Raw genomic sequence first — 26,809 nt, 5'->3', positions numbered from 1 at the left:
GCAAGTGCCCGCCGGGCCTATCAGAGGCCCCCTTGCGCCGGATCCCCATGAAAGAGGGGAAGAGAGGCCCATCCCCCCCCTTCCCCATCATGACTGATGACGCGCCCTGCCGGGCTCAGTTCACCGGCGCCCAGGGATCTCCCTTGCCCGGCTCGTTGCCCTGGGTCCACCACTTCGCCTGATACACCACGCCCTTGTGGCTGACTTTATTGCCTGCGGTGTAGACCTTGCTGGCTACCCAGGCGGGCACATCTCCCACGGGCGGGTCGGTCGGGTCAACGGGCGCGGGATCGAGCTTGGCCACCACCCGCACCTTGGGCCAGTTGGCGTGGGAGCCGTAGAAGTTGGTCACGCACTTCTCGTAATCCCCCGGCACCAGGGCCGAATAGGCGGTCTGGAATCCCACCAGCTCGCACTCGAACGAGTAGCCACCAGGCCTGTCGGCATAATATTTCCAGTTGCCGTCCCAGTTGGTGTAAAGCACGTCGGTGGCGCCGTTCAGGTTGAGGCTGCCATAGGGGGTCTGCTGCCAGCAGGTGTTCTTCTCGTCCGGGAGCAGCGGGATCCCGTAGTGGGCGGCCAGCCCTTCCCAGTAGCGGATGCGGTTGACCGGCTGCCCCTTGTTCTTGTTCTGCTCGCCACACTCTATGCCGCCGTTGATGACATTGATGGTGGTGCCAAAGCCATAGCCGATGCCCGCCGCGATCTCGCGCTGGGAGGGCACCCAGGTTCTGTCGATGACGTGCAACATGGCGGGTTTGGGGGCTTGCGGCGTCAGGAAGAACCAGATGGCGGAGGCGAGGTTGAGCCAGGAGTCGGCCACCAGGCCGGGGTTGTTCAGCAGCACAGAGGCGTTGCCGTCAAACATCGCCTCGGAGAAGGCGCCGTAGTTGAAGTGGTAGGAGAGCTGTTTAGCGCCACGGCCAAAGTAGCCCTGCCCCGTGCTGCAGGGCCATTTCCTGTTCTGCCAGTCATTCTGGCCACAGCCAGTGGTATAGCCGAGTTGCCCCTCGGCCCAGCCCATCTCGCGCACATGCACCAGCGCCTGCTGCCACTCCTCGAGCCCCAGCGGGTTGTCGGACACATTGTCCTTGCCGATATGGCCGCCCGTCTCCTGGGCGAAGTGGGCGAAGGCGGTGACGATGGACTTTTTGCAGATGGCGTCCGCATTGCGCCCGTCCGTGTAGTCGCCGCAGAAGGCGGGGAACTTGCCGACCGCCCGCAGGAAGCGCTCATAGGTATATTCAGGCGCAGCCATCTGGGTCAAAAAATCCCAGTCCGATTCGGTAAAGACCCGCTCGACCCGTTTGACGTTGTCCGGGTTGTCGGCTCGCCTCGGCACAATCGCCTCCACCAGGGTGTTGGGTCGGGTGGCCAATGCCTTTGACCAGATGCCGTACATGGGATTGGCCGTCTTGGCCTGCTCCACGGCGGCGAGATCCGGCGCCGCTATCAGATAGCCGCCGCTGGTCTGCGGATCGGGCTGTATCGTCATGGCCCCCTGGCTTGGCAAGGCCCAGGCAAGGGTGATGAGCCAGGCGCTGCGCTTGAGTGTGAACATAGATAACAATCCTTGTCTCAATGTGAAGTTCAGGGCGAGCATAGGCGCCCCCACAACTAAATTCACGACAAGAATTAAGAGTTTGGCGAAATTGTGAGCCATTTCACTCTGCACTCAGATGAAACCTCGCCATGGCCTCATTTTGATCCCGGAACGCTCGTTTTTATGCAACCTGAACGCGCACCGCCCGGATCAGCAGATTGCGAGGGGTCATGGGCTTGTCGCAAAACGCCCCCAGCTCTACCTCATAGCCCTGCTCCTCGAGGAATAAGGCGCGATCTAGGGCGAGCCAGATCTCCAGCGGACGGCGAAACAGATGGCGCACCAGCTCCATGCGGGCGACGTCCCCAAAGCGTCGCTCCCCCCTGGCGAGGAAGTCGCCATGGTCTATCCCCCCAGGCAACAGCATCCCCTTGCGCTCGGCGGCCCAATCACAGAAGGCCTCGAAACTGCCTGCCAGCAGGCTCTTTTGCAGGTTGGGCACCGGCAGGTACTGATCCACCCCGCGCACCTCCCGTTGCAGGCAATCGAAGGCGAGACGCCAGATCACCTCCTGCTCGCGCAGGCGGGAGATGCGGGCACCGCCGGTCACCGTCTCCTGCAGCGGCAGCTTCAAGTCACTCTTGCCAAGGTGCAGGGCGCTGGCCTTGGCGGCCTGTGACAGGGGGCGGTAATGAGAGGTGCGGATCAGGTGATAGCAACAGGGGGAGAGGGTCACGCCCCGGGCACCGCGCTCGACCACCTGCTCCAGCAGATGGGTATGCAGCTCGCCGCAGGCATGGAGCGCCATGGCGTGATGGTGCGGGGCGATGAGCGCCCCCGACTCGGCGGCGAAGGCGTCGGCCTCCACAAACTGCATGCGGGCACCATCCCGCGCCGCAAGCTGCCGCCCCTCCTCGCAGAGCGTGCGCTGCAATTCGAGGCTCAGGATCTCGGCCCCCCGATGCAGGGAGACAAGGCGCCCCAGGTGGCCCTTGCCGGCGCACCACTCCAGATAGGGGCCCTGATGGGCGGGCAGGCAACCGGTGAAGGCTTCTATCTGCGCCTGCTTGCGCCCCGGCATGTACATCGCCATGGCCCTGGCGCAGTGAATGGGTTCGGGGACAAAGGCGTCGATCTCGCTCAGGGCATGGAGCTCGGCCCCTGCCGGGATCCAGGGGGCAAGCAGGGTGCACAGTGCCCCCATGTCGCCGTCGAGGTGCGCTATCTCGTCAAGGCTGAGGCCGCTCAGGCAGGCGGCAAGCTCGGGGGCCTGGTCGGCGAAGGCCAGGCTCAGATGATGATAGGGCTGGTATTGCCACCAGCGTCTCTCTTCGGTCAGCAAGCGATCCAGTTGTCGAAAACGGTGAGCCAGCACGGTGAGCTTGTCCTGCTATCCAAAAGGGAGGCTCATTCTAGCGATCTGCCATCAAAAAGCACTCGCCAGCGCGCCTGCCCCCCGCCCTTGCTGGTAGCCTGACAAAAAGCAGGGATTTGTGCTATATTCCGCCCCCTCATTAGCGCGACTCGCCCAAGCGGGTCGTTTTACCCATATGAACGGAACCAAAACATGACCATCAATGCCATCCTGCAAGCGCGTGCGGACGCCAAGTGTGAGCTGTGTGGAGCAGAACATGCGCTGACTGCCTTCCCGGTGCCACACTCCCCCGCCAGTGACGATGACCACAGCGTGGCGCTGTGCACCACCTGCCGTGGCCAGCTGGAGCAGCCGGACACCACAGAGGTCAACCACTGGCGCTGCCTGGGTGACAGCATGTGGAGCCAGGTGCCGGCAGTGCAGGTGATGGCATGGCGCCAGCTTAAAAACCTGTCCGCCCGGGGCGAGATCTGGGCCCAGGACATGCTGGACATGATGTACATGGAAGAAGAGACCAAGGCCTGGGCCGAAGCGGGCAGCGCCAGCGACGATGACGACAGCGTGCCCACCGTCGACTCCAACGGCGCCGTGCTGCAGGAGGGGGATTCCGTCACCCTGATCAAGGATCTCGAGGTAAAGGGCGGCGGCTTCACCGCCAAGCGTGGCACCCTGGTCAAGGGCATTCGCCTGACCAACAACCCGCTGCACATCGAAGGCAAGGTCAACGGCGTGCAGATAGTGCTGGTCGCGGCCTACCTGAAGAAGGCCTGATCCCCTGGCTGGTGGTTCGGATGATGCAAGAAGCGCCCCCATGGGCGCTTTTTTGTTGTCTGGCCACCGACAATGTCGGCGCTGCCACAGTGGCGCCGCCGGGAAACTGGACTATCCTGCAAACCAGTCCCGATGAGCGAGCCACCTCTTCGCCGGGTTTATGTCAGGGGAGCACCCGCTCCCGGAACCGCGAAACACTGGCCCGGATGGAATTCATGTGGCACTCTGGGCTCTTGACATGGACAGATCCTGAACATCATGACCCCATGATGTCCTCTTGACACAAGGAGCACTACCTATGGCCAAAGCCAGCAAGAAAGATATCAAGAAGAAAATCGCCGCCCGCAAGGATAAAATTGCCAAGCACGAAGGCAAGATCAAGAAGCTGAAGAAAGCCCTGAAATAAGGGTCGGCACCATAAAAAAACCGCCCACGTCATAAGGGCGGTTTTTTATTGTGCCAAGCAGCAAAGTCCCCAAATGCCCCTTCTCCCTATAGCTACCACTTAAGTTAAGCACCTGAAAAACAGCCACATCTGGGTAACAGTCGTCACTGGACGCGGCCCCTGGGGCGGAGCATGATGTGCTCTTTATGAAGGAGATATCATGAGTCTGGATACATGGATGTTGTTCCTGCTGGCCTATCTGCTGGCGACCCTGACCCCGGGGCCCAATGTGCTGCTGGTGATCAAGAACGGTTTGCAGCTCGGCTGGCGTCCGGCCCTGCTCACCATAGGCGCGAATCTGTTCTGTCAGGCCATCTTCATCTGTCTGGTTGCCATGGGTGTAGGGGCTCTGCTGCAGACCTTGCCGCCTCTGTTCCTCGCCCTCAAGCTGGCGGGCGGTGGCTACTTGATCTATCTCGGCTACAAGGCACTGCGGGCAACCGACGCGGGGAGTCAGGAGGCGCAACGGGTTGGCGCCAGCCCTCCATCAAGGAGCAAGGGCTCCCTGCTGCGGGAAGCCTTTCTGGTGTCGGCCAGCAACCCCAAGACCATCATCTTCCTCTGTGCGCTGCTGCCCCAGTTTCTCGATCACCAGAGCCCGCTACCCATCCAGTTCCTCACCATGTACCTGACCATCTGCGTCATCGTCAGCCTGGTGCACCTCTGCTATGTGGCCCTGGCCAGACGCGCCGGCAGCTACTTCAAGCCGGTGCGCGGCAAGCGTCTATTCAGCCGCATCACAGGGGGTATCTTCATCTCTCTGGGCGGCGCCATCTTGTTGAGCGGCCGACCCTAAGCGTATCCATAGGCCCCTGATCAGCGCAGGATCAGGGGCCTGTCTTGCCCTCCAAGAGGCTCTTCCCCTTCACTCCTCAGCCAAGACGGCGGCCGGGCTCTCACTCTCGCATCAAGCCATCACATCAGACGTGCCCCGCCTGACACCCGAATTGAACTGCCGGATTCCGCCGGGATCTCGGCGCGCAGCCGCGACGGCATGCCCATGTCTTCCCCCTGCACTATGTCGATGGCGCCCCCGTGGGGCCAGTGGAGGTCGCGCAAGTAGCCGGCGAAGGCGGCTGTCGCGGCCCCGGTGGCCGAGTCCTCATAGACGCCGCCGTAGGCGAAGGCATTGCGGGTGTGGAACAGCCTCTCCCCGGCCACATGCACCAGCAGAATGGTCACCAGGCCCTCGCGGCGCATCAGCAGGCGCCCCTGCGCCTGTGAATAGTGCATGGCCGAGAGCGTTGCGCGATCCTTGAGCGCCAGCACCAGATGATCGGCGCCACCGTGAATGATCGCCGGGGGTATGCGGGGATCAAGGCTGGCCGCGTCATAGCCAAACAGCGCCAGGGTTTCGCGCATCAGATCCGCCGGCGCCGGTTTGCTGTGGGTCGGCGGGGATTGCAGCGCCGCCTGCCATTGCCCCTGATCATCCTGCCAGCCCGAGACCCGAATCTGGGTCTGGCTGAGGCGCAAGGCATGGTCCCCTGCCCCGAAGCGGCGCGCCAGCGCCACCCCTAGGGCTATGGTGGCATGGCCGCAAAACGGCACCTCCGCCTCGGGAGAGAAGTAGCGCACCCGCCATTGGCGCACCTCTGCGCCTTGCCCCTCCCTGTGCAGCGGGGCGGCGAAGGCCGTCTCCGAGAATCCAACCTCGGCGGCGATCCGCTGCATCTCCTCCGCCGTCGGCAGTTGGGCCCCTACCCAGACACCGGCGGGATTGCCCCCGCGGGATCCTTCGGAAAAGGCGGCGATCCGCACCAGCTCAGTGACCAGCTCCGTCATGACAACTCCTTGGCTTCTTGCTTCACGAAAAATGGGGTTCATAGGCTCATCCTTGCGGCCACTTCCGGGGGAGCCCATTAGGGGGTCAGCTTACCCATAAAATTAACGGCCGCACAGGTGCCGCTTGAGCGCCGCGGATCCGGGCACTGGCGGCTAGAGTTGGGAAACCTGTCTGTATATGCGCCTGCAGTGGAGTGCCATATGTATTCATACACCCTCATCTTCAGGGAAGAGGTCGACAAGCTGACGGCCCCCGAACACGAGATCCTCTTGCAAAGCCCGGCCCAGGCCGGAGATTTCGTCATCCTCTCTGACGGCAGCCGCCACCAGGTGATGTTCGTCACCCATCGCGCCCACTACAGCAGCCTCTACCTCGACAAGGGGATAAGAGTGCCCCAAAGCTGAGTCCGCGGGCTCAGGGAGCCCGTGGATGGCACCTATTTTTTCGCCCCCCTGTGCGAGTCCCGTTCCTGGTGCTAACGTGAAACAGGCCTGCCACCTCGCACCCAGGATATTGCCGCGAACCCAGGCTGTTGCTCATGGCAGTCAAGGCTGCGATGAACCGGCAAGACTCACATTTTGAGGGATGAATTATGTCCAGGAATGCTGCACTGATCGTGACCCTGACCCTGCTGGGCATGGCCCCGGCTCACGCCATCAACGCAAAATATGCCCAGCAGCTGGAGCGCTCCGGTTGCACCCAGGTGAGCGAAGCCCAGGGCTGCGACATTCACAAGACCAAGGCGGAGAACGCCAAGGCGGGATTCGGTGCTGCCGCCCCGGCCGCCGACAGCGGTCTGAACATGAGCTATGAACAGAAGCTGGAGCGCTCCGGCTGCACCCAGGTGAGCGAGCTCAGTGGTTGCGACATCAACAAGACCAAGGCCGAGAACGCGGCCGCCGGGTTTGGTGATGCTCCGGCGGCGGCCACCAGCGCCAGCCCCTACGCCGGCAACTGGGTCGCCACCTTCCCCGAGACGGGCGCCACCGTCGCCACCATCCGCATCGACGACAAGGATCAGGTGTGGGTCAACGACAAGAAGGTCAGTGCCAAGAAATCCGACGGGGCCCTGGTGTTCAAGGACGGCATGGTCATCTACACCATACAGGGGGATCGTCGCATCAAGGGGGAAGATGGCTGGGTCGATAACGATGCGGGCACCAAGGGGCCGATCGCCGCCAAATAAGCGACATGACGGAAATGTGAAGGGGAGCCTAGGCTCCCCTTCTTGTTTGATCTCTTGCCGGCTTCTTCACCAGACCCCGGTGAGCGACTACCCTGCGCTTCCTCTTGCTATTCACTTACCCCTTTTTCGGATAGTCGAGCGCGGCAGTCACCGGCGTTTGCGACAGGGCGGCCGACCAGGAGGGGGCGTCAAAGGTGAAGCGGGCGACGGCGCAGGTCGGCATCCGGGTGATCCTGCCGGATAAACGGTGGGCAAGGTCGGTGAACTCGGGATCGTGACCAAAGAGCATGACGCACCTGAACTCGTCACCAAGCTCACCCATCACCTCCATCAGGGTCCTCACATCTGCGCCATAGAGCCGCTCGTCCGTCATTATCTCCTCTGGCCGGTAGCCGAGCACCTCGGCGATGATGTTCGCCGTCGACAAGGCCCGGCAGGCGGGGCTCGAGAGGATGAGATCGGGTCGCACCTTATCGTGCGCCAGCCGTCTGCCCATCAGGGGCGCGTCGCGCAGGCCCCGCTCGGCGAGCGGCCGCGCTCTGTCAGGCAGCCCCTGCTCTTCCCAGCTCGACTTGCCGTGACGCACCAGGATCAGGGTTCTCTTCATGACGCCTCCCGTGACGGCCGACGATAGGACCCGTGTCACCTTTGGCTAGTGACAACCGGGGTTTGCCTGCCCTCAGTCCCCGTCACTGCGCCATCTCAATCATAGCGAAGCCGCACCCTGTGGGAGCATGGAGCAAGCGAGCGGCAGGCGCTCAGCCCGGCCCCATGGCCGATGGCGGGCTCACCTCTTCCATGAAGATGAGGCGAAGGGGCTCTGCCAGCAAGTCGTCCGCCTGGCGGGCGAAGGCCTGGAAATAGTCCGTCTCGCAGTGGGCATCCAGGGCGGCCTGACTGACGAAGGCTTCTCGCATGTAGAAGGTGCCGGGTTCGTCCTTCAACTCGAACAGCACATAATCGAGATTGCCAGGCTCCCGGCGGGTGGGCGCTATCAGCGCGAGCAACTCGTGGCGCAGGCGCTCTCTCATGCCGGCTTTGGCCTTGAGCACGGCGATCGACACTATCTTGTCCGACTCTCTCTTCATCCCTACTTCTCCACTGTCACATCATCAAGAGACCGGGAGGTGCCTGCCCTCTCATGGCAGCCGCCTCCCTCAACATGGCGGCCAGGTCGATATAGATGGGCAAGATGGACAGAGTGTTCACCCGGGTGAACAACAGGACGGCGGCAGGGACATAAGCGCGGCCAGAGGCAGGCGCGCGGCTCGCCGTCAGGGCCTGCTCCAGATCTAAACGCTGAAGTAATAGGTGGTGAAGGGGTGCCCCGACAGTGTCGTCTTTGTCACCCTGGTGGCGCGCCTGGCGAGGGACTTGTATAAGGGGCGGGTGCCAAGCAGATGAAAGACGACCTCCTGATGGCCCATGCTGCGCGCCCACCCCATCATCTCGTTGAAGATGGCGAGACCCCTGCCCCAACCCGCCCTGGCGATGACGATGGCTATCTCGATCCCCTCCTCATCGGGCTGGAGGCCGCACCACCCCGCAAGTCGGCCATCGATGAGGACGGCGCGCACGCGGCAACCGGGCAGCGCATCTATCGCCATCTTCTCCTCCATCCAGCGCCGCACCGTGGCCAGCTCGAAGGAGGGATGGTCAATCAGGTGCTTTCGCAGCGTCTCGTCGTTGACCAGGGGCAGAAAATCCTCTGCGCGCACCTCACCGAAGGGGATGAATTTCATAGGCTTATCATGCTTTCCCAAAGAGTGATGGACCCCTAATAGGGGGTCCCGTCCTTATGTCTGGCAGCCCAGGCACCATCGGCGCCCTGAACCAGGGCCAGATCGTCGTCAGGGTATTGGACTGTGTCCCCCGCCAGCCTGTCCCCCAGCTCGAGATAAACCGCCTCCACCTCCCCAGGGTTGAGCAACTGGTGGGCCAGGCCGTTGCCACCCTTGAAGCCGATGCACTCCCCCGGCGACATCAGGTACTCCTCCTCCCCGTAGCGCAGCATAGGGGTGCCCGAGAGCACATAGATGAACTCATCCTGCCTGCTGTGGTGATGCTTGAGCGCCGAGATGGCGCCCGGCGCCAGGGTCGTCAGGTTCACCCCCAGATTGGCAAGACCGAAGTGGTCCCCCAGTCTGCGTCTGGTGCGGTGTTTGACCAGGGAGGCGAAGGGCTCCGGATAGAGGGACTTTGCCTTGTTCTCCGGGATCTGTATGGCCTGAATAGGTGTCCGGTTCGTCATCTCAACAACCTCCATATTGGCGCCCTGGCGAGGGGCAGCAAGAGACAAGCCGAGTGCCTTGAGTGGCAGTCATGCAATAACACAGATACGACTGGAGGCTGGAGGCTGTCAACGCTGAGATGCAATGTCCGGGGCCTTGCCGTTTCCCGCTGTGCAATGGGCCGGGCTCATGACCCTCTACAACACCTCGACCTTGACCTTGAGAAGACCGGATCGGGTGTTGCCTATGCTGCTGAAGGCGGCCCTTGAGAGATCGATCACTCGCCCCCTCGGGAAGTTGCCCCTGTCATTGACCCGCACCACCACACTCTTGCCGTTGGCAAGGTTGGTCACCCGCACCATGGCGCCGAAGGGCAGCGTCATATGGGCGGCGGTGTTGGCGCTCTTCTGGTAGGGCTCGCCGCTTGCGGTGCGCTTGTTGTGGTAGCGATCGGCATAATAGGAGGCCAGCCCAGTCTGGGTATAACCCCGCAAGTTGCCCGCACTGCCCGCATCAGGCTGGCTGCTGCAGGCCGCGAGCAGCAGGCACAGGGAGGCCAGCAGCCCTTTTTGTAATTTCCACGTCATGCTTTATTCCCTCGATGCGATGTCAGGTTGATGTGCCATGGCCGTTACCCTGCATCGCCAGTCTGGATCCCGCGAACAGGCGCCTACTCTCTCATATTTCCCATGGAAAACGGGAGGCCCAAGCCTCCCGTTTGTGTGTTCACCCGTCAGCCCCTGTCAGGGGAAGAGGTCAGGCGATCAGCTTGTCATCGGCGAAACCGAAGCCCCGCAGCCCCACCACGTGCACGTGCTCGTGCTTGCCCTGCACCTTGCGGATGAGCTTGTAGGTGGTGCCCTTCTCGGGACTGATGTTCTCCGGTGCAGCGATGAGCAGCTGCATGTCCTGGCGCTCGCACAGCTCGAACAGGGTGGCGATGGACTTGCCGTCCAGGCGCGCCGCTTCGTCGAGGAACAAGAGACGGCAGGGGGCGATATCCTTGCCGCGCAGACGGCGGGACTCCTCCTCCCAGCTGATCAGCACCATCAGCAGGATGGCCTGACCTGTACCAATCGCCTCGCCGGTGGAGAGGGCCCCGCTCTCGGCACGCAGCCAGCCATCGGCACCACGCTGCACCTCGATTTCGAGCTCCAGGTAGTTGCGATAGTCCAGCAGCACATCCCCCATCACCTGATAGTTGCGCTCCCCCTGCTCTATCTGCGGGTTCAGGCGCTGGAACAGCTTGGCCATGGCCTCGGAGAAGCTGAGCTCCTTGTCGGCGAACAGATCGTTGTGCATGGCGCTCTGATCGGCGAGCGCCGTCAGCAGACGGGTGTGAGCCTCACGGATGTTGACGTTGAGGCGCACCCCGCGCACCAGGCCGAAGGCGATGTTCTGCAGGCCCTGGTTGAGCACCCGGATGCGGTTCTGCTCCCGGCGGATGATGTTGGTGATCTTGGCCGCCACCTCGTGGGAGGAGAGGGACAGATGGTTCTCCCGCTGCTTGAGCTCGTCGGCGAGCCGCGCCAGCTCGATCTCCATCTCCTCGATGGCCTCCACCGGATCGTCCGAGCGGATGATGTCGTTGCGGATGCGATCTTTGAGGTAACGGTAGACCTGCACGTAGAAGGCGACCTTCTGCTCTGTGCTGCGGTTGCCTTCGGAGAGGCGCAGCGCATCGCGCAGAGCCTCGTCGTGGGCCACCGCCACCCGCAGGGCGCCGAGGGCCTTGTCCGACATGGAGCGCAGCTCGTCGCTGTCAAGGTATGCCAGCTCGCGCTTGTTGAGGCGCTTCTCGACATCGGTCTCCCGCGCCAGCCGCACTACCCGAGACCAGTTCGCCTTGTGGCCCACCAGGGATTTACGGGCGCCGAAGTAGTCCTTGCCCTCCAGCTTGAGACGCCCCCCGAGGGATTCAATCTCGCGCTTGGTCACCTGCAACTGGGCCTCGGCGCTGGTGCGACGGGAGCGGGTGCGAATGAGCAGCTCCTCGATCTCTTTCTTGTGGGCGCGGGATTTCTCCTCCATGTCGTCGGACAGGGTGAGCCCCATGGCCCCCAGCTCCTGCTCGAACTCCGCCAGGGTCTGGCCCTTGGCCGAGGCGCTGGAATCGAGCGCGGTGCGCAGTTGCAGCGCTTCGGTGTGGCGCTGGGCAATCTGCTTGTGCTGCTCACCGGCGGTGCGGGCCGCCAGCTCGGCGGCTTTGAGCTTCTCTTTGAGCCGCTCGCTCATCTCCGAGGCCTTGCCGAGCAGGTCTTGCGCATCCTGATAGGCAAAGTGCGGCAGACGGGCCACCAACTGATCCAGCGCGTAGCAACGGCGCTTCTGCTCGGCCAGCTGTTCGCTCGCCTCGTCAAAGGCTGCCTGCAGGGCAGAGAGATCCTGGGGATCCTGGCGCAGCACCTGCACCAGGGTCTCGAGCTTCTCGAGCCCCTTGCCGTGCTGGGCGATAAAGGCTTCGGCTGTTTTAAGGGCCTCGACGTCGGCGTGGGCCGCCTCGAGGCGGGCCGCCAGATCAGTCTCGGCAAACAGATGGGCAAAGGGCAGCATCCCCTGCACCAGCTGGATATGGCGAGTCAGCTGGGCGGCGGCCGCCTTGGCCTCACTCAGCTGCTTGTCGCACTCGGCCATGGCCCCTTGCAAGGTACGCAGCTCGGCCTGTTTGGTCTGCACCTGATTTTCAGGGTCCGGCAGGAAGGCGATATCCAGATGCTGGCCGATAAAGTCGCGAAAATGCCCGTAGAGGCGGTGGTACTTCTGTTGCTCGAAGGCGGCCTTGGCGTAACCCTCGATGAGACCTTCGCGCTCGAGATCGAGCTGCTCGATGCGTTTTTCCCGCGCAGCGCGGCCAAAGAGCGGCAGCTCGGGGTAGCGGGAGAAGCGCACCTGACGCTTGCTGGTGCGCACCAGCACGGCATCCCCCAGCTCGTCGGCCTCCACCAGATCCTCGTCAAAGGAGTCGGGGTTGCCCTGAATGAGGTAGATATCCTCCGGGCAATCTTCCAGCTTTTTCAGTCGCTCTATGGCGCCCTCAAGGTCGAGCACCACCAGGGCGCTGCGAGCCGGGCCGTAGAGCGCGGAGTAGTAAGGGGCATCGTCGATGGAGATGTCGTCATAGACGTCGGAGAGCAGCACGCCCCCCACCTGCTCGGCAACGCGGGCCAGGCGCGGATCCGCCTCACCGGCCCCCAGCTGCAGGTTGCGAATTTGCAGCTCCAGGGCCTGCTTCTGGCCCTGGATGCGGTTGCTCTCCTGCTCGAACTCCCGCTCCTTGTCGAGCACGCTCTGCATACCGGCCGAGAGTTCCTCGGCGGTGGCCAGCGGCAATCCGCTCTGCTCGCGCAGTTGTTCGAGCTTCTCGAACGACTTGAGCCAGCGCGGCGCCAGCCTGGTCAGCTCGGTGATATCGCGGCCGAGCTGGGCGCCCTGATGCTCGAGGCTGGCGCGGCGCTGGTTCGCCTCCGCCTGCTGATCGGCGAGCTCTTCCTGACGGTTGCGCTGGGCCTCAAGAAACAGCTCCAGCTCGTCTTGGCTCGCGATCAGCTGGCCAGAGGCCTGCTGCAGCTCGTCACGCAACTTGAAGAGATTCTTCTGGCTGTCGCTCTCTTTCTCTAGGCGAGCCAGCGCCACGCGCAGCCCCTGCCCCTGCGCAATGCGGGCCTTGTCTTCGATATGACGCTTGAGCAGCGCCTGCGCCGTTGGCCAGGCGGCCTCGCGGGCGGTCTCGGGGGCAATGCTGAGCAGCAGCGTCAGGGCGGCCTGATGCTCGGCCACCGCGGCCTTGGCCAGCGCCAGCTGCTGCTCGGCCCCCAGTACTCGACTGGTTAAGCTCTGCTCGGCGGCGCGGAACTGATGCAGGGTGTCGCTCGCCTGTTCGGCGGTCAGTCCCGGCAGTTCGCACTGCGTGCGGGCCGTCTCCAGCGCCTGCACCGCCTGACGGTACTGGATGGCGCGGGTCTGCTGAATGTCCAGTGCCTGCTGATAGTCGGCGAGCTGGGTCTTGAGGCTGTCTACCTCTGCCTGGGCCAGCTCCTTGCGCTCCTCCACCTCCAGCAACTGGCTGTGGATCTCTTCCACCACCGCCTGCTGCTGCTCGAGCTTGTCGTTGAGCTCCCGCAGATCGGCGCGATACAGCTCTATCTTCTTTTGCAGCGCCACGGCCGCCATCACCTTCGAGAGGTGCTCGGCGGCGGACTCCAGCTCGTCGGTCAACAGCTTCTCGCGGTTGGTGAGCTGATCCACCTCGTCCGCCAGATAGATGGCGCGCTGCTTCTCTTCCGCCAGCAGGCGACGCTTGCCGGCCAGCTCGGCGCGCGCCTTCAGGGCCAGCTCGGAGAGACGGCTCTTCTCGGCGGCGCCCCGCACATACTCGGCCGCCACATAGTGGGTGGTCTCGGTAATGAGGTTCTTGAACAGATCCCGCTGGCCCTGGGTCTCCTTGATGGCCTCCAGGGTGCGGCGGTTCTCGTAGATGGCCGCCTCCATGTCCTGGAACGCCTTGCGCACCCCGGAGTTCTCCGGCAGCAGGTATTCCCGCAAGGAACGGCTGATGGACGAAGAGATGCCGCCGTAGAGGGAGGCCTCGATCAGGCGATAGAACTTGCCGCGATCTTTTTGATCCCTCAGCTTTTTCGGGGTGATGCCGAACTCGAACATGAAGTTGTGATAATCGGTCACCGTATTGAACTTGGCGACCTTCATGGCCCCCAGCTCGGCGGCGGCCCCCTTCAGATCGGCGAAGGCGCGTACCCGGCCCTTGCCGTCATGGAGTTTTTCCAGCAGCAGATCCGTGGGTTGCAGGTTTTCTGGCACATCCACCAGGGCGAAGGGGGTGATGTTGACCTTGTTGTCGCGATTCGCCACCTGCTCCAGGTGGACGCCGACCCAGATCCGCTGCTCGCGGCTGTTCATCACTTCCAGCAGCGAATAGCAGTGGCCGCGCTGCAGCTTGCCGTAGAGCCCCTTGTCACGGGACGCGCTGCTGGAGCCCGCTTCCGTGGTATTGCGAAAATGCAGCAGGGACTGATCCGGGATCAGGGCCGCGATAAAGGCCGCCATTGTGGTGGACTTGCCCGCCCCGTTGCCGCCGGACAGGGTGGTGACCAGCTGGTCGAGATCGAAGGTTCGGGCGAAGAAGCCGTTCCAGTTGACCATGGTCAGGGATTTGAATTTGCCTCTCACGCCGCACTCTCCATCAAACCGGCCAACTCCATCTGTGCCAGCACATTAACGTTGCAGATCATCTTCCACCTCCAGCTCCAGCTGCTCTTCATCCAAATCTCCCTCGATGTCGTCAAACAGCGAATCGCTGCTCGGCATCTCGTCGTCGTGGAAGATGGCCTCCCCTTCCTGGATCATCCGCAGCTGCACGGCGCGGGGATCCTCGTCGGAGCGCACGTCAGCGGCAAAGCGGAACACGGATTCGTTGACCCTGAACTTGTCGCTGTTGCCAAGGGCGGTGATCATCCCGAGGCGCTTGAGACGGCGCATGGAGGTGCGGATCTTCTCGAGCAGCTTCTTCTTGTCCAGATCGGTGCCGCCGGAGCGGCTGTTGACCATGCGCAGCAACTGCTTCTCGTCGGCCAGACCGAGCACCTCCTCCTGCAACTCGCCCATGGTGAAGACCCCCTCGGAGGCGAGCCTGTCCGGGCTCAAATAGAGGTAACAGAGCACCTTGCCCACCAGCATATCGAGCTCGGAGAGCACGGTCGTGCCGATGTCGGCGCTGGGGCGTGGACGCAGGTAGAAGAAGCCCTCAGGCGCCTTGATGAGTTCGACCTGATAGCGGCCGTAGAAGATCTCGAGCTCGCCATGGAACTCCACCAGGGCCGAATGCTGTTCGAAATCGTCGGCACTGATGTGGCGCCCCGAGCGCAGGGCGGTGTCGATGCGCGGAAACAAGGGGTTGGCGATGGCCTCTGCGAGCCGCAGGGGCAAGGGAAACTCAGAATTGATCAATGACATAGGCCTGAACCTTGGATCCAGCTTGGTTAATGGGTTTCCATGCGGGTTGGCGGTGCAGCTCGCGCTCACCGCTGGCATGGCCGAGGCGCACGGCCTGGTCTATCAGCAGACGCGCCACATCGAAGTGGGCGTGGGCCGGGAAATCGAGCAGGTATTCCCGCAGCACGTCGGCCAGGTCCAGCTGCTGTCCCTGCTCGGGATAGCGAGCCAGATAGCGCTCGATGCGCTCCGCCAGCGCCTGGTTGATGTCCACCATCTCCATGAATTCCATCTCGAGGGGCACCTCGCCAGTCACCTCCTCGTCGTGGATGGCGATGGTTTCGTCCCGCAGCTCCAACAGGCGCGGCTCCTCGGCGACTCTGAGCAAGAAGTTGTGCTGCTCGAAGTTGCGAATGGATTCCCGCAGCCGCTGGCTGAAGGCGCGGTTCTTGTCCATGTCGATGGCGTTGCGGATGAACTTGTGGACGTGCCTGTCATAACGGGACCAGAGCTCGATGCACTGCTGGCCCCAGGAGGTGATGACGTCGAGCCGCCCCTGCAGGGCATGGGTCAGCTCCTCGACGTGGAACAGATCCTCACGTCCCTGTGCCGCTTCCTGAATGTTGAGCAGCCCCGCCTGCAGCCGGTGGCCGGCGGCGTCCAGGGTATCCTGCAACTCGCGCAGGGTCTGGCCGGTCTCGCGCAGCAGCTTCTCGCAGCTGTGGATGGCGTCGATCCAGTTCTGGGTCAGCAGGGCCGCTATCTCGTTCTTGACCTGATTCTGCTGCTCGTCCATGGCGCGCTGGGTGAGATCGATGCGCCCGAGCGTCTCCTCCAGGGAGAAGGAGAGGCGCGGCAGCACCTCTGCATCCCACTGTTCGCGGGTATTGGTCTCAAGCGCCGCCTTGCGGGCGGTGTCGAGCTCGGATGCCAGGTGTTCGAGCAGGATGGAGAGCTTGATGGAGTCGACCTGGCGCTGATCCATGAAGAAGTCGACGATGCTCATGCCAAGGCGCGACAGGCGATAGAGGCTCTCCCCCGCCACCATGTCGGTGGTGAAGCGCGACAGCAACTGCTGGCGAATGAGATCGTTGATGGCGTTGTTGGCGCGACCGATGAGGGTCTCGTCCATCTGGCCGAAGGCGCTGCTCACATAGCCAAAGGCGTCGTGCAGCGCGGCCTCCGAGAGATCAGACTCGTCCTCGGACAGGGTCTTGATCGCAATCAGAAAGGCCAGCCTGTCGGTGGGCAGATTCAAGGAGAGGCCCTCCTGTCTGACCCATCCCACCGTCTCTGGCAGGGTACGGGATGTACTCATCATGACGTTATCATCTCGTTGTTATAAACGGGGGCACAAGACCCCTCGTGGTGATTTGGACCCGGGGATGGGCAACCCCGGCGGCGGTATCCCGGCCGCATAAACCCTTGCATCCCGACCATTCAGGCCCCCATGACCACCCTCAGCCGACCGGCTTCTGGGCCATCACATGGATGTAGCGCCCGAGGGAAACAAAGGGTTCCTGACGACAGTAGTGCTGCTCCATGGCCAGCAGATCGTCGAATTTCTCGACCTGCTCCTGCTTGTGGCGCATGTAGTCGTGAATGACCCGCACCCCTGTCTTGCCGATGATCTTGAGGCCCCCCCGGCCTATCCAGTCATAGACCTGTTCCGGCAACTGGGGGTTGGTGGGCGTAAGCGCGGTCTGACGCTTCTTGTTCAGCCCCTGGCGCACATAGTCGAAATTGCCCACCACCAGGCTCTGGAACAGCAGGCCATGACGATTGTAAAAAAGCAGCGACAGTATGCCCCCTGCATTGACGAAAGGGAACAGACCGAGCAGGGTCTGGCGGGGCTCGGCGAGCCACTCCAGCACCGCATGGCAGAGCACCAGATCAAAGGTGCCGGTCACATGTTGCTTGAGATCCTGAATGGGGCAATGGATGAGACGGATTCTGTCTTCCAGCCCCTTCTCCGCGATCTGGCTGCGGGCCAGTTCCAGCATTTCTGCCGAGAGATCGCACAGCTCCACCTGGTGGCCCATGGCCGCCAGCTTCTGGGCGAAGTAGCCAAAGCCGCCGCCGGCATCCAGGATGCGCAGCGGCCTGTTGCCAAGGCGCGCCAGGCAGGCTTCGATGTCGCTCCACACCACGGTGGTGCGAATGCGCCCCTTGGTGGAGTCATAAATGTTGCGGGCGAACTTGTCGGCGCGCCCGTCAAAACTCTGATCTTGCTTCAAGACACACTCATCTTCGGCCGCCCCGCTGTGGGGGCTCCCAGGAGGAACCACACAGGATTGGGCCACAGGAAAAAAGAGGGGTATTCTGTCACATCCCGGATCCGCTGAAAACTCAAGGACGACACCACAGTGTTTGAGCTTAAAAAATGGTTAGGCCAGTTGCTGATGCCGCTGCCCTTCTCCCTCTCCTTATTGCTGCTGGCGCTCGCGCTGCTCTGGTTCACCCGCTTTCAGAAGAGCGGCAAGCTGCTGGCGACCCTCTCCTTGGTGATCATCGCCCTGATGGGGATGAGACCCGTCAGCTATGAGTTGGCCCGTTCACTGGAGCAGACCTATCCGCCCTTCGAGGTGAGCCAGCATCCCCATATCGAGGCCATAGTGGTGCTCGGCAACGGCCATGTGAGCGATCCGGTGGTGCCGATGCGCAGTTGGCAGAACAACATAGCCCAGGCCCGCACCCTGGAAGGAGTGCGGCTGGCCCAGGCCTATCCAGAAGCCGAACTAATCTTCTCCGGTTATGTGTCCGGGGATCCGCTGTCCAATGCCGAGGTCAACGCCCGCATGGCGCAGAGCTTAGGGGTAGACAGATCCCGAATGACGTTGTTTGAAAACAACAAAGACACTCACGACGAGGCGGTCAGCATCAGCGCCCACCTCAAGGGCAAGCGGGTGGCGCTGGTGAGCTCGGCCACCCACCTGCCAAGGGCCATGGCGCTCTATCGCGGCCAGGGACTCGATGCGGTGCCGGCCCCCACCGACTACACCGCCAAGCAGAGTCAGGTGGCGCAGCCCCTCTACAGCTACCTGCCCAAGGGGCGTTATCTGATGTATTCCGAGGCTGCCATTCACGAGTGGATTGGGGTATGGTGGGCCCGTTTGCGGGGGCAGGTTAACGATTGAGCGATCGGTTCTTGCATTCCTGATTTGGATCAGGAAAGCGAAAAAAAATTACGTCATTTGCCGCCGGGTCAGCTATCTTGGGCTCGGTTCAATTCATATAATGTTGCGCAATCAAATGCCTAGGAGATTGAGAAGATGAGACAGCACCTGGTAATGGGTAACTGGAAACTGAACGGCACCAAAGCTTCTGTCGAAGCTCTGATCAAAGGACTGACCCCGGCTGCTGCCGCTCATCCTTCCGTGCAAGTCGCCGTCTGCCCGCCGGTTATCTTTTTGGGTCTGGTTGAACAGCTGACCGCTGGCAGCAAGATTGCTTACGGTGCCCAGAACGCCGACGTTCACGAGTCTGGCGCCTTCACCGGCGAGAACGCCCCCTCCATGCTCAAAGCCTTCGGTTGCACCTACTCCCTGGTCGGCCACAGCGAGCGTCGCACCCTGCACGCAGAGACCGACGACGTAGTAGCTGCCAAGTACGAAGCCATCCAGAAAGGCGGCCTGGTGCCGGTTCTGTGCATCGGTGAGACCCTGGAGCAATTCGAAGCCGGCGTGACCAAGAACGTGGTCGAGACCCAGCTCAAAGCCGTCATCGACCGTTGCGGCATCGCCTCCTTCGAGAACGCCGTCGTGGCTTACGAGCCGGTATGGGCCATCGGCACCGGCAAGACTGCCACCCCGGAAATCGCGCAATCCGTTCACGCTCACATCCGTCAGTACCTGGCCGGTTTCGACGCCGCCGTCGCTGCCAAAGTACAGATCCTGTACGGTGGCTCCGTCACTGGCGCGACCGCTGCCGATCTGTTCGGTCAGCCGGACATCGACGGTGGCCTGGTGGGTGGTGCGTCCCTGAAAGTGGACGACTTCTCCCAGATCATCGCTGGCGCCGCCCAGTAAGTGACGCAAGAGAGGGGCCTGGCCCCTCTCTTGATATCGCTTTCCTATGGGTCCCCTTCTTCCATAGGAAAGCCGATATAGTAAAAACGGCTGGCCCCATTTTCAGATATTGATATTCGACAACTCAGATCCAGAGGCACTCATGACCAAACAAATCAAACGTATTGGTGTTTTGACCAGTGGTGGTGACGCACCGGGTATGAACGCAGCCATTCGCGCCGTGGTGCGCGCCGGTCTGCATCATGGCCTGGAAGTCTACGGCATCTATGATGGCTACCTCGGTCTGCATCAGGACAGGATCGTCAAGCTCGAGCGCCACAGCGTCTCCGACGTGGTCAACCGCGGCGGCACCTTCCTGGGTTCCGCCCGTTTTCCCGCCTTCAAAGACCCGAAAGTTCGCGCCGAAGCGATCGAGAACCTGAAAAAACACGGCATCGACGCCTTGGTGGTGATCGGCGGTGACGGCTCCTACATGGGTGCCAAGAAGCTGACCGAAGAGGGTTTCCCCTGCATAGGTCTGCCGGGTACCATAGACAACGACATCGCCGGCACCGACTTCACCATCGGCTTTGACACCGCCCTCAACGTGGTGGTCGACGCCATCGACCGTCTGCGTGACACCTGCAGCTCCCACCACCGCATCTCTGTGGTCGAGATCATGGGCCGCCACTGTGGCGATCTGGCCATGTCTGCCGCCGTTGCCGGTGGCGCCGAGTACGTGATAGTGCCGGAAGTGGCTTTTGACAAAGAGAAGCTGCTGCAACAGATCAAGGAAGGCGAAGCCAAAGGCAAGAAGCACGCCATCATCACCATCTGTGAGCACGTCACCGACGTCAACGCCCTGGCCAAAGACATCGAAGCCATGACAGGCCGCGAAACTCGCGCCACCATTCTGGGTCACATCCAGCGTGGCGGCTCGCCGACCGCCCGTGATCGCATCATGTCCAGCCGCATGGGCGCCTTCGCCGTCGAGCAGCTGCTGGCCGGTCAGGGTGGCCGCTGCGTCGGTATCCAGGGCAACGAGATGGTGCACCATGACATCATCGACTGCATCGAGAACCTCAAGCGCCCCTTCGATCAGGAGCTGTATGATCTCTCCACCACCCTGTTCTAAGCCCCCTGGTGCTTCATGCAGGTTGTTGTGACAAAAACCCTCCATCGGAGGGTTTTTTCATGCCTGCCGGCTGTCATCAGCGCCCCCTGATGGCAGACACAGGCCACCGCTCTTCCTGCCCCGTCCATAAGCCAGCCTGCCGATCCGCACCCTGCTGCGTTTCTGCCAGATAAGTTGGCGAGATAGGCGCGCACTCTTTTCTCCCCTTTCTCTTTTCACCTCTCTCATTCACCCCTCTTCAGCAGGCGCTTGCTCCCTTCACTCCCCTCGTCTTGCTCGCCCTCTTGCCTGCACTTCTGCCTGCCCCTGGGCCATAGGGCTTGCTCGGCCTGGAACCCGTACGCCCCGACCTTAGTGCTTCTCAGGGCGCCTCTCGCCCTGCCCCATGCCTGAGGGCCTGTCTCTGCGTGCTTATCTTTGCACCTGTAAAGGCAAGCTCATGCCCCCAACCATGACGCAGCCCAAAAAGAGCGGCTTGGCGGGCGTTGCTGCGGGTCATTCCCCTGCCGAATGTCTGCTGTTTTGCCCTGTTTTCCTCTGTGAATTGAAATTCCGCCGGGAGGTGATGACGATAAAGCACCGCCCCCACTGGGCTTATCCCATGGCGGGCAGATAAAAGTGATGGGACAAGGGAAATGGCACTACCAACGAGCCAACCCATCATTGGCGACACTTTCAGGCGCATAGCTCTGCCATTTTCCGTCACAAAAGTTGAAGATCATTAAAAGAGCTTCGTACAAAACCCATCAAAAAACACAAACGATAAACAGTAACTATCTGTATATAAAGGGAATAATGGCATCCATGACATGCATGAAATTGATCTCCCCATGACAAGACGATAAAACAGCCACAAAATTACAAAAACATGGCACTACATCGCCACCAAGTGAAATTGGTCATATAAATACATTTTTCATTGTTATCCCCTGTCATTGTGGTATCTTGGTCTCATCATCAGTCAGCCAAGGGAGACAAAATAATGAAAGAGTTCGTTGTTACCGCCGTTTTTACCGTGTTTTTCACTCTGGTTGCCGTCTCTCTGCCCTCGCTGGCACAGCTCTAAGGCGGTTAATCGGTCAGGAAGCCGCTTGCCCTGGGTCTTGATAGCGTCATCAGGCCGCAAAAACACCCACAAAGATGGGTTTTTGAAGCCTTGCGCAAGAACAGGATGTCAGTCAGCACTTATTGGCTATCTGTGAGCATTTAACGACCTGGGCGTCATGATCGCCGTTCTTGCAAGGGGAGCCTCAGTGCTCCCCTTGCTGCATCTGTCTCTGCGGGATTTACTCTTGCCCCCCTGCCCGTCACAATGTCCGCTGGATTTGCCATGCAGGAATCACCATGACTCAGGATGCTCTGCGCCACTGGCGCCGTGACCTTCACCGTCTCCCCGAAGCCGCCTGGTGTGAATTTCGCACCAGTGCCCTCATCGCCCACCACCTGTCCGAACTCGGTTTTTCCGTCATGCTGGGGGACAAGCTGCTGGCCAGCAACCTCATCATGGGACGGGAGATCGACGTCGCGGCCCAGAAGGAGCGAGCCCTGCGTCAGGGGGCACACCCCGACTGGCTGGCCCGCATCGACGAGATCACCGGTGTGATGGGGGTCTGGGACAGCGGCCGCCCCGGCCCCACCCTGGGGTTTCGTTTCGACATAGATGCGGTAGAGGTGGAAGAGAGCCGGGATCCGGCGCACCAGCCCTGCCAGGAGGGGTGGCACTCCGCCAACCCGGGCTGGATGCACGCCTGCGCCCACGACGGCCACACCGCCATCGGGCTGGTGCTGGCCGAGCGGATCAGCGCCCTGGCCGAGCGGCTCAACGGCCGCATCAAGCTGTTCTTTCAGCCTGCCGAAGAGGGGTGTCGCGGCGGCAAGGCGCTGGCGGCCGGTGGTCAGCTCGACGACGTGGATGCCCTGCTGGCGCTGCACATCGGCATTCATGCCAACAGCGGCGAACTGGTGGTCAATCCGACCGAGTTTCTCTGTTCAACAAAATTTGACGTGGAATTTATGGGGCGCGCCGCCCACGCGGGGCTCGAGCCCAACGCCGGCAGCAACGCCCTGGCGGCGGCCTGCACGGCCACCACTGCCATGCTCGGCATTGCCCGCCACCGGGACGGTATGACCCGCATCAACATAGGCCAGCTCAATGGGGGCAGTGGTCGCAACGTGATCCCGGGTCACGCCCGCCTGCAGGGAGAGACCCGGGGCGCCACCCCGGCCCTCAACGACTACATGTTCGGCCAGGTGCAGCAGATAGTGGAAGGGGCCGCCATGATGCAGGGAGCCAGCTACCTCATTCGCAAGCAGGGGGAAGCCATCGGCATAGAGAACAGCCCGGCCCTGCTCGAGGAGATAGTGCCCCTGGCCGAAGCGCTCAAGCTTGAGACCATCCACAGCCGCCGTTTCGGTGCCAGCGAGGATGCCGGTTTTCTCATCGAGCGGGTGCAGCAAAATGGCGGCCAGGCCGCCTACCTGATCCTGGGGGCCAATCTGGCGGCGCCTCATCACCATCCGGAGTTCGACTTCGACGAGGCCGTGCTGGCCCCCGGCGTCGCCCTGCTCGAGGCCTGGCTGCTCAGCCGCCTCGGCACCTGAGAACGCCTCAGATGAAAAAAGGCAGCCCGAGGGCTGCCTTTTGTGTCTTTGCGGATCCGCTTAGCGCCTGGCTCAGCGTCCCAGCACTATGTCAGAGAGGTGGGCGAAGTGATGGATCTCGTGAGTCGCCTCGCAGGGCCCCTGCTGGCGGGCGGGGTTGTACCAGCAGGTCGCCAGCCCCTGGGCGGCGGCACCGGCGATGTCGGTCTTGGGGTTGTCCCCCACCATCAGCACCCGCGCCGGGCTCGGTTGCCCCATCAGATCCAGGGCATGCTGGAAGATGGCGGCGGCCGGCTTGGTCACCTGCACCTCGTCGGAGATAACGAGGGGCTCAAACCACTCATTCCAGCCCAGCTTGTCGAGACGACCGCGCTGGGGCAGGCTGAAACCATTGGTGATGATCCCCATCCTGACCCGGCTCTTCAGGGCCAGCAGGGTCTCCTCCACCCCCTCCAGCGGCACGCTCAGGGCGATGATCTGCTGCAGGAAGGTGTCATTCATCGCCATGGGTGCCACGTCCACCTGCTCGGCAAACATCGAAAAACGGGTCTGCTGCAGCCAGGTGGCGTCTATCTCGCCTGAGTTGTATTGCTGCCACAGCCTGTGGTTCAGCTCGTGATAGGCCGCCATCCTGGGGGGCGTCGGCGTCACGCCATAGATCTGCAGGGTGCGCTCCAGTGCCTTCGCGACCGGGAAATCGAGCAGGGTCTCGTCCAGATCGAACAGCACCCAGTCATAGCTTGCTTGTTTCACGCTTGTCCTCATTGGTTGTACTTGGCGATTCATATGGCGGGCTCGGCCATCCCGAGCGGGCTGGCGAGCAGCATCAGCGACAGCCTGACGCCAAACCCGGTCACTTCGCTGCCGACCACGCCGTTGCCCCCCTTGTTGCGAAAACCGCTCAAGTCGAGGTGCAGCCAGGGTGTCTGTCCGGGCACGAAGCGGCTGAGGAAGCGGGCGGCGTCGATGTGATCCGGCGAGGTTCCCGGCGCGCACTGTAACAGATCGGCCCACTCGCTATCGAGGTTGTCATCGAAATCCTCGTCCAGCGGGAAGGGCCAGATGCGTTCACCGCTCTGCTGCCCCAGGCGTATCAGCTCGGGAAGCCAGTCGGGGCGATTGGTGAAGGCGCCGCTGTAACGGCTGCCGAGCGCCCGCTTGCAGGCGCCGGTCAGGGTCGCGTAGTCAATCAGCAGATCGGGCTCCCCTTTGGCCGCGAGCGACAGGGCATCCGCCAGCACCATGCGCCCCTCGGCGTCGGTGTCCACCACTTCTATGGTGGTGCCATTGAGGGCGGTCACCACCTCCCCCGGTCGGTAGGCACGGGGGCCTATGTGGTTCTCGGCGATGGCGAGCCAGCAGTGTACCTCATAGGGCAACTTGGCCCGGCTGATGGCATGCAGGGTCCCGAGCGCCACAGCGCTGCCCCCCATGTCCAGGTGCATGCCATACATGCTGCCACCGACTTTCAGGTTATAGCCCCCGGAGTCGTGACAGATCCCCTTGCCCACCAGCGCGATGCGGCGCACCGGATTGGCCGGGCAATAGCTGAGCCTGACGATGGCGGCCTGGTTGTCCTCAGAGCCCCTGGCCACCGCCAGGAAGGCGCCGGCGCCGAGCTTGGCGAGGGCCGCCTCATCGAACTCCTCCCATTGCCACCCCTCCGCTTGCGCCAGCTGCCGCGCGAAGGCGCGGTAGCTACAGGCGCTCAGCTCGGAGGCGGGCAGCACGGCCAGGTGACGGGCCAGGCCGTTGCCCTGAGCCTCGGCCTCGATGCGGGCCAGATCCAGGATGCAGGGGGGAGACAGGGTCAGGCTCTGATAGCCGATGGGCGCCTCGTCGGCGCGTTTCTGGGTGGGCAGCGGCACATTGGCCGCCAGCAGGGTGGCGAGCACCAGCTCGGCCAGCAGCGCCCGGGGCGCCTCATCGAAGCCCTCCAGGTGCAGCGCCAGCTGCGCCACCTTGAGACCCGCAAGGGGGGCTGTCCAGGTGCGGATCTGCTTGTAGAGCCGGTGATCCAGCACCGGCGCCGAGTCCACGAAGAGCACCAGCTGCAGGCCCTGGCCATCCGCCAGCCGGTAAGGGGCCTGCAGACCCAGGGCTATCTGGGCCGCCACCCCGGCGAAGGCCGGTTGCGCCAGCAGGGCGTCGCGCCCGGTCTCGGCGACCAGCAGCAGTTTGACGGGAATGTCGCTCGCCATCACCTCGTTCAGGGTGCTGGTCTGCATGGTTATCTTGGGGGCAAGGTAGTTGAAAGCGTGCATCACAGGGAGAGGCCTCATCCATGAACAGAAGCCAGAATGATACCGAACAAATGGGACAAAGGATCGCCACCACATAAATTAATGTGCTGGATCAGGGTGATAGACAGGAGAGTCGAGATGGATATAGAGAAGGGGAAAAGATAATAAGTTGGTTGCGGGGGCCGGATTTGAACCGACGACCTTCGGGTTATGAGCCCGACGAGCTACCGAGCTGCTCCACCCCGCGTCCGAATTGTGTGTCCGTTGCCGGACCTTTCCCGCAAGCTGCCGAGCAGTAGCACCTTGCGTCTTCGCCTCACCGCAGCGACCTGAGCCGTGCCATAAGGACAAATAGTTGGTTGCGGGGGCCAGATTTGAACTGACGACCTTCGGGTTATGAGCCCGACGAGCTACCGAGCTGCTCCACCCCGCGTCCGAATTGTGCGTCCGTTGCCGGACCTTTCCCGCAAGCTGCCGAGCAGTAGCACCTTGCGTCTTCGTCTCACCGCTGCGATCTAACACCGAGCCATGAGGACAAATAGTTGGTTGCGGGGGCCAGATTTGAACTGACGACCTTCGGGTTATGAGCCCGACGAGCTACCGAGCTGCTCCACCCCGCGTCCGAATTGTGTGTCCGTTACCGGACCTTTCCCGCAAGCTGCCGAGCAGTAGCACCTTGCGTCTTCGCCTCACCGCTGCGGTGCAAGACCGAGCCATGAGGACAAATAGTTGGTTGCGGGGGCCAGATTTGAACTGACGACCTTCGGGTTATGAGCCCGACGAGCTACCGAGCTGCTCCACCCCGCGTCCGAATTGTGTGTCCGTTGCCGGACCTTTCCCGCAAGCTGCCGAGCAGTGGCACCTTGCGTCTTCGTCTCACCGCAGCGACCTGAGCCGTGCCATGAGGACAAATAGTTGGTTGCGGGGGCCAGATTTGAACTGACGACCTTCGGGTTATGAGCCCGACGAGCTACCGAGCTGCTCCACCCCGCGTCCGAATTGTGTGTCCGTTGCCGGACCTTTCCCACAAGCTGCCGAGCAGTAGCACCTTGCGTCTTCGTCTCACCGCTGCGATGCAAGACCGAGCCATGAGGACAAATAGTTGGTTGCGGGGGCCAGATTTGAACTGACGACCTTCGGGTTATGAGCCCGACGAGCTACCGAGCTGCTCCACCCCGCGTCCGAATTGTGTGTCCGTTGCCGGACCTTTCCCGCAAGCTACCGAGCAGTAGCACCTTGCGTCTTCGTCTCACCGCAGCGACCTTAGCCGTGCCATGAGGACAAATAGTTGGTTGCGGGGGCCAGATTTGAACTGACGACCTTCGGGTTATGAGCCCGACGAGCTACCGAGCTGCTCCACCCCGCGTCCGTATTTTTTTCCGAAGTGGCCGAGCAGTAGCCAGTTCGAATCGTCTTCATCACTTCTCACCTTGTGGGTGTTGTCGATGTCGACACTCAGATGGTTGCGGGGGCCGGATTTGAACCGACGACCTTCGGGTTATGAGCCCGACGAGCTACCGAGCTGCTCCACCCCGCGTCT

The 26,809-nt window shown here is 62.2% G+C and carries 22 protein-coding genes and 8 tRNA genes; 8 read left to right on the top strand and 22 right to left on the bottom strand.

The features are described from left to right. Positions 1–115: 115 nt before the first annotated feature. The gene (locus tag ACFWHB_RS10215) at positions 116–1,561 is read right to left on the bottom strand and encodes a chitinase (protein WP_395950098.1); all 1,446 of its coding nucleotides are present in this window, start codon (positions 1,559–1,561) and stop codon (positions 116–118) included. 163 nt (positions 1,562–1,724) lie between these two features. Then, positions 1,725–2,918, bottom strand: coding sequence for a methyltransferase (locus tag ACFWHB_RS10210; protein WP_395950096.1), 1,194 nt, complete (start codon positions 2,916–2,918; stop codon positions 1,725–1,727). Positions 2,919–3,110: 192 nt separating this feature from the next. On the opposite strand from ACFWHB_RS10210, the gene ACFWHB_RS10205 reads away from it, so the two are divergent. Continuing rightward, on the top strand, positions 3,111–3,689 hold the full coding sequence (locus ACFWHB_RS10205) for a PhnA domain-containing protein (protein ID WP_025327068.1): 579 nt from the start codon (positions 3,111–3,113) through the stop codon (positions 3,687–3,689). 605 nt (positions 3,690–4,294) lie between these two features. Next, positions 4,295–4,930 carry a LysE family translocator gene (locus tag ACFWHB_RS10200; RefSeq protein WP_393938249.1) on the top strand — a complete coding sequence of 212 codons (636 nt, stop codon included), beginning with the start codon at positions 4,295–4,297 and terminating at the stop codon, positions 4,928–4,930. A gap of 119 nt (positions 4,931–5,049) precedes the next feature. Here ACFWHB_RS10200 and ACFWHB_RS10195 read toward each other — a convergent pair whose 3' ends face one another. Then, positions 5,050–5,919, bottom strand: a complete 870-nt coding sequence (locus ACFWHB_RS10195) for a PhzF family phenazine biosynthesis protein (RefSeq protein WP_395950094.1) — start codon at positions 5,917–5,919, stop codon at positions 5,050–5,052. Positions 5,920–6,120: 201 nt separating this feature from the next. Here ACFWHB_RS10195 and ACFWHB_RS10190 point away from each other — a divergent pair, with 201 nt between their 5' ends. Both ACFWHB_RS10190 and ACFWHB_RS10185 read left to right on the top strand, forming a co-directional pair. After that, on the top strand, positions 6,121–6,324 hold the full coding sequence (locus ACFWHB_RS10190) for a hypothetical protein (protein ID WP_106886705.1): 204 nt from the start codon (positions 6,121–6,123) through the stop codon (positions 6,322–6,324). A 188-nt stretch (positions 6,325–6,512) separates the two neighbouring features. Further along, positions 6,513–7,106: a hypothetical protein gene (locus tag ACFWHB_RS10185; protein WP_290028125.1), complete on the top strand. Its 594-nt coding sequence runs from the start codon at positions 6,513–6,515 to the stop codon at positions 7,104–7,106. 115 nt (positions 7,107–7,221) lie between these two features. Here the strand turns inward: ACFWHB_RS10185 and ACFWHB_RS10180 are convergent, their stop codons facing one another. The 9 genes from ACFWHB_RS10180 to cmoM form a co-directional block, all read right to left on the bottom strand. After that, positions 7,222–7,713, bottom strand: a complete 492-nt coding sequence (locus tag ACFWHB_RS10180) for a SixA phosphatase family protein (RefSeq protein WP_395950093.1) — start codon at positions 7,711–7,713, stop codon at positions 7,222–7,224. A gap of 151 nt (positions 7,714–7,864) precedes the next feature. After that, positions 7,865–8,194: a putative quinol monooxygenase gene (locus tag ACFWHB_RS10175; RefSeq protein WP_393938256.1), complete on the bottom strand. Its 330-nt coding sequence runs from the start codon at positions 8,192–8,194 to the stop codon at positions 7,865–7,867. A 204-nt stretch (positions 8,195–8,398) separates the two neighbouring features. Continuing rightward, a complete protein-coding gene (locus ACFWHB_RS10170; RefSeq protein ID WP_395950092.1) occupies positions 8,399–8,848 on the bottom strand; it encodes a GNAT family N-acetyltransferase in 450 nt (149 codons plus the stop codon). A gap of 35 nt (positions 8,849–8,883) precedes the next feature. Beyond that, positions 8,884–9,357 (bottom strand): cupin domain-containing protein, encoded by a 474-nt coding sequence (locus ACFWHB_RS10165; protein WP_290071131.1) that lies wholly within the window; start codon positions 9,355–9,357, stop codon positions 8,884–8,886. Between the two features lie 177 nt (positions 9,358–9,534). Further along, the gene (locus ACFWHB_RS10160) at positions 9,535–9,924 is read right to left on the bottom strand and encodes a septal ring lytic transglycosylase RlpA family protein (RefSeq protein ID WP_139743831.1); all 390 of its coding nucleotides are present in this window, start codon (positions 9,922–9,924) and stop codon (positions 9,535–9,537) included. A 169-nt stretch (positions 9,925–10,093) separates the two neighbouring features. Continuing rightward, positions 10,094–14,521 carry a chromosome partition protein MukB gene (gene mukB / locus ACFWHB_RS10155; protein WP_395950091.1) on the bottom strand — a complete coding sequence of 1,476 codons (4,428 nt, stop codon included), beginning with the start codon at positions 14,519–14,521 and terminating at the stop codon, positions 10,094–10,096. A 45-nt stretch (positions 14,522–14,566) separates the two neighbouring features. Continuing rightward, positions 14,567–15,304 carry a chromosome partition protein MukE gene (mukE, locus tag ACFWHB_RS10150; RefSeq protein ID WP_041205837.1) on the bottom strand — a complete coding sequence of 246 codons (738 nt, stop codon included), beginning with the start codon at positions 15,302–15,304 and terminating at the stop codon, positions 14,567–14,569. After that, the gene (gene mukF / locus ACFWHB_RS10145; protein WP_163156949.1) at positions 15,285–16,604 is read right to left on the bottom strand and encodes a chromosome partition protein MukF; all 1,320 of its coding nucleotides are present in this window, start codon (positions 16,602–16,604) and stop codon (positions 15,285–15,287) included. The genes mukE and mukF overlap by 20 nt, the downstream gene beginning before the upstream one ends. A 139-nt stretch (positions 16,605–16,743) precedes the next feature. Then, on the bottom strand, positions 16,744–17,520 hold the full coding sequence (gene cmoM, locus ACFWHB_RS10140) for a tRNA uridine 5-oxyacetic acid(34) methyltransferase CmoM (protein ID WP_106886696.1): 777 nt from the start codon (positions 17,518–17,520) through the stop codon (positions 16,744–16,746). A gap of 129 nt (positions 17,521–17,649) precedes the next feature. On the opposite strand from cmoM, the gene elyC reads away from it, so the two are divergent. The 4 genes from elyC to ACFWHB_RS10120 all read left to right on the top strand — a co-directional run bounded on the left by elyC (position 17,650) and on the right by ACFWHB_RS10120 (position 23,026). Continuing rightward, positions 17,650–18,420: an envelope biogenesis factor ElyC gene (gene elyC / locus ACFWHB_RS10135; RefSeq protein WP_139743827.1), complete on the top strand. Its 771-nt coding sequence runs from the start codon at positions 17,650–17,652 to the stop codon at positions 18,418–18,420. A 135-nt stretch (positions 18,421–18,555) separates the two neighbouring features. Continuing rightward, a complete protein-coding gene (gene tpiA / locus ACFWHB_RS10130) occupies positions 18,556–19,311 on the top strand; it encodes a triose-phosphate isomerase (protein ID WP_111911896.1) in 756 nt (251 codons plus the stop codon). Positions 19,312–19,453: 142 nt separating this feature from the next. Beyond that, entirely contained in the window at positions 19,454–20,425 is a 972-nt protein-coding gene (pfkA, locus tag ACFWHB_RS10125) for a 6-phosphofructokinase (protein ID WP_005326082.1), read from the top strand. 1,344 nt (positions 20,426–21,769) lie between these two features. Further along, the gene (locus tag ACFWHB_RS10120) at positions 21,770–23,026 is read left to right on the top strand and encodes an amidohydrolase (protein WP_106886693.1); all 1,257 of its coding nucleotides are present in this window, start codon (positions 21,770–21,772) and stop codon (positions 23,024–23,026) included. 72 nt (positions 23,027–23,098) lie between these two features. On the opposite strand, the gene yjjG is transcribed toward ACFWHB_RS10120, so the two are convergent. The 10 genes from yjjG to ACFWHB_RS10070 form a co-directional block, all read right to left on the bottom strand. After that, entirely contained in the window at positions 23,099–23,779 is a 681-nt protein-coding gene (gene yjjG / locus ACFWHB_RS10115) for a pyrimidine 5'-nucleotidase (RefSeq protein WP_111911892.1), read from the bottom strand. 29 nt (positions 23,780–23,808) lie between these two features. After that, positions 23,809–25,293 carry a M17 family metallopeptidase gene (locus ACFWHB_RS10110; RefSeq protein ID WP_395950090.1) on the bottom strand — a complete coding sequence of 495 codons (1,485 nt, stop codon included), beginning with the start codon at positions 25,291–25,293 and terminating at the stop codon, positions 23,809–23,811. 146 nt (positions 25,294–25,439) lie between these two features. After that, positions 25,440–25,516, bottom strand: a tRNA-Met gene (locus tag ACFWHB_RS10105). Positions 25,517–25,625: 109 nt separating this feature from the next. Beyond that, positions 25,626–25,702, bottom strand: a tRNA-Met gene (locus ACFWHB_RS10100). A 110-nt stretch (positions 25,703–25,812) separates the two neighbouring features. Then, a tRNA-Met gene (locus ACFWHB_RS10095) sits at positions 25,813–25,889 on the bottom strand. Positions 25,890–25,999: 110 nt separating this feature from the next. Beyond that, a tRNA-Met gene (locus tag ACFWHB_RS10090) sits at positions 26,000–26,076 on the bottom strand. Positions 26,077–26,185: 109 nt separating this feature from the next. Beyond that, positions 26,186–26,262 (bottom strand) — tRNA-Met (locus tag ACFWHB_RS10085). 110 nt (positions 26,263–26,372) lie between these two features. Then, positions 26,373–26,449: transfer RNA gene (locus tag ACFWHB_RS10080), tRNA-Met, on the bottom strand. A 109-nt stretch (positions 26,450–26,558) separates the two neighbouring features. After that, positions 26,559–26,635: transfer RNA gene (locus ACFWHB_RS10075), tRNA-Met, on the bottom strand. 94 nt (positions 26,636–26,729) lie between these two features. After that, positions 26,730–26,806 (bottom strand) — tRNA-Met (locus ACFWHB_RS10070). Positions 26,807–26,809: the final 3 nt, after the last annotated feature.

This window comes from Aeromonas mytilicola subsp. aquatica (assembly GCF_044336385.1).
Taxonomy (GTDB): domain Bacteria; phylum Pseudomonadota; class Gammaproteobacteria; order Enterobacterales; family Aeromonadaceae; genus Aeromonas; species Aeromonas rivipollensis.
This window is presented reverse-complemented; position numbering and strand designations above follow the sequence as displayed.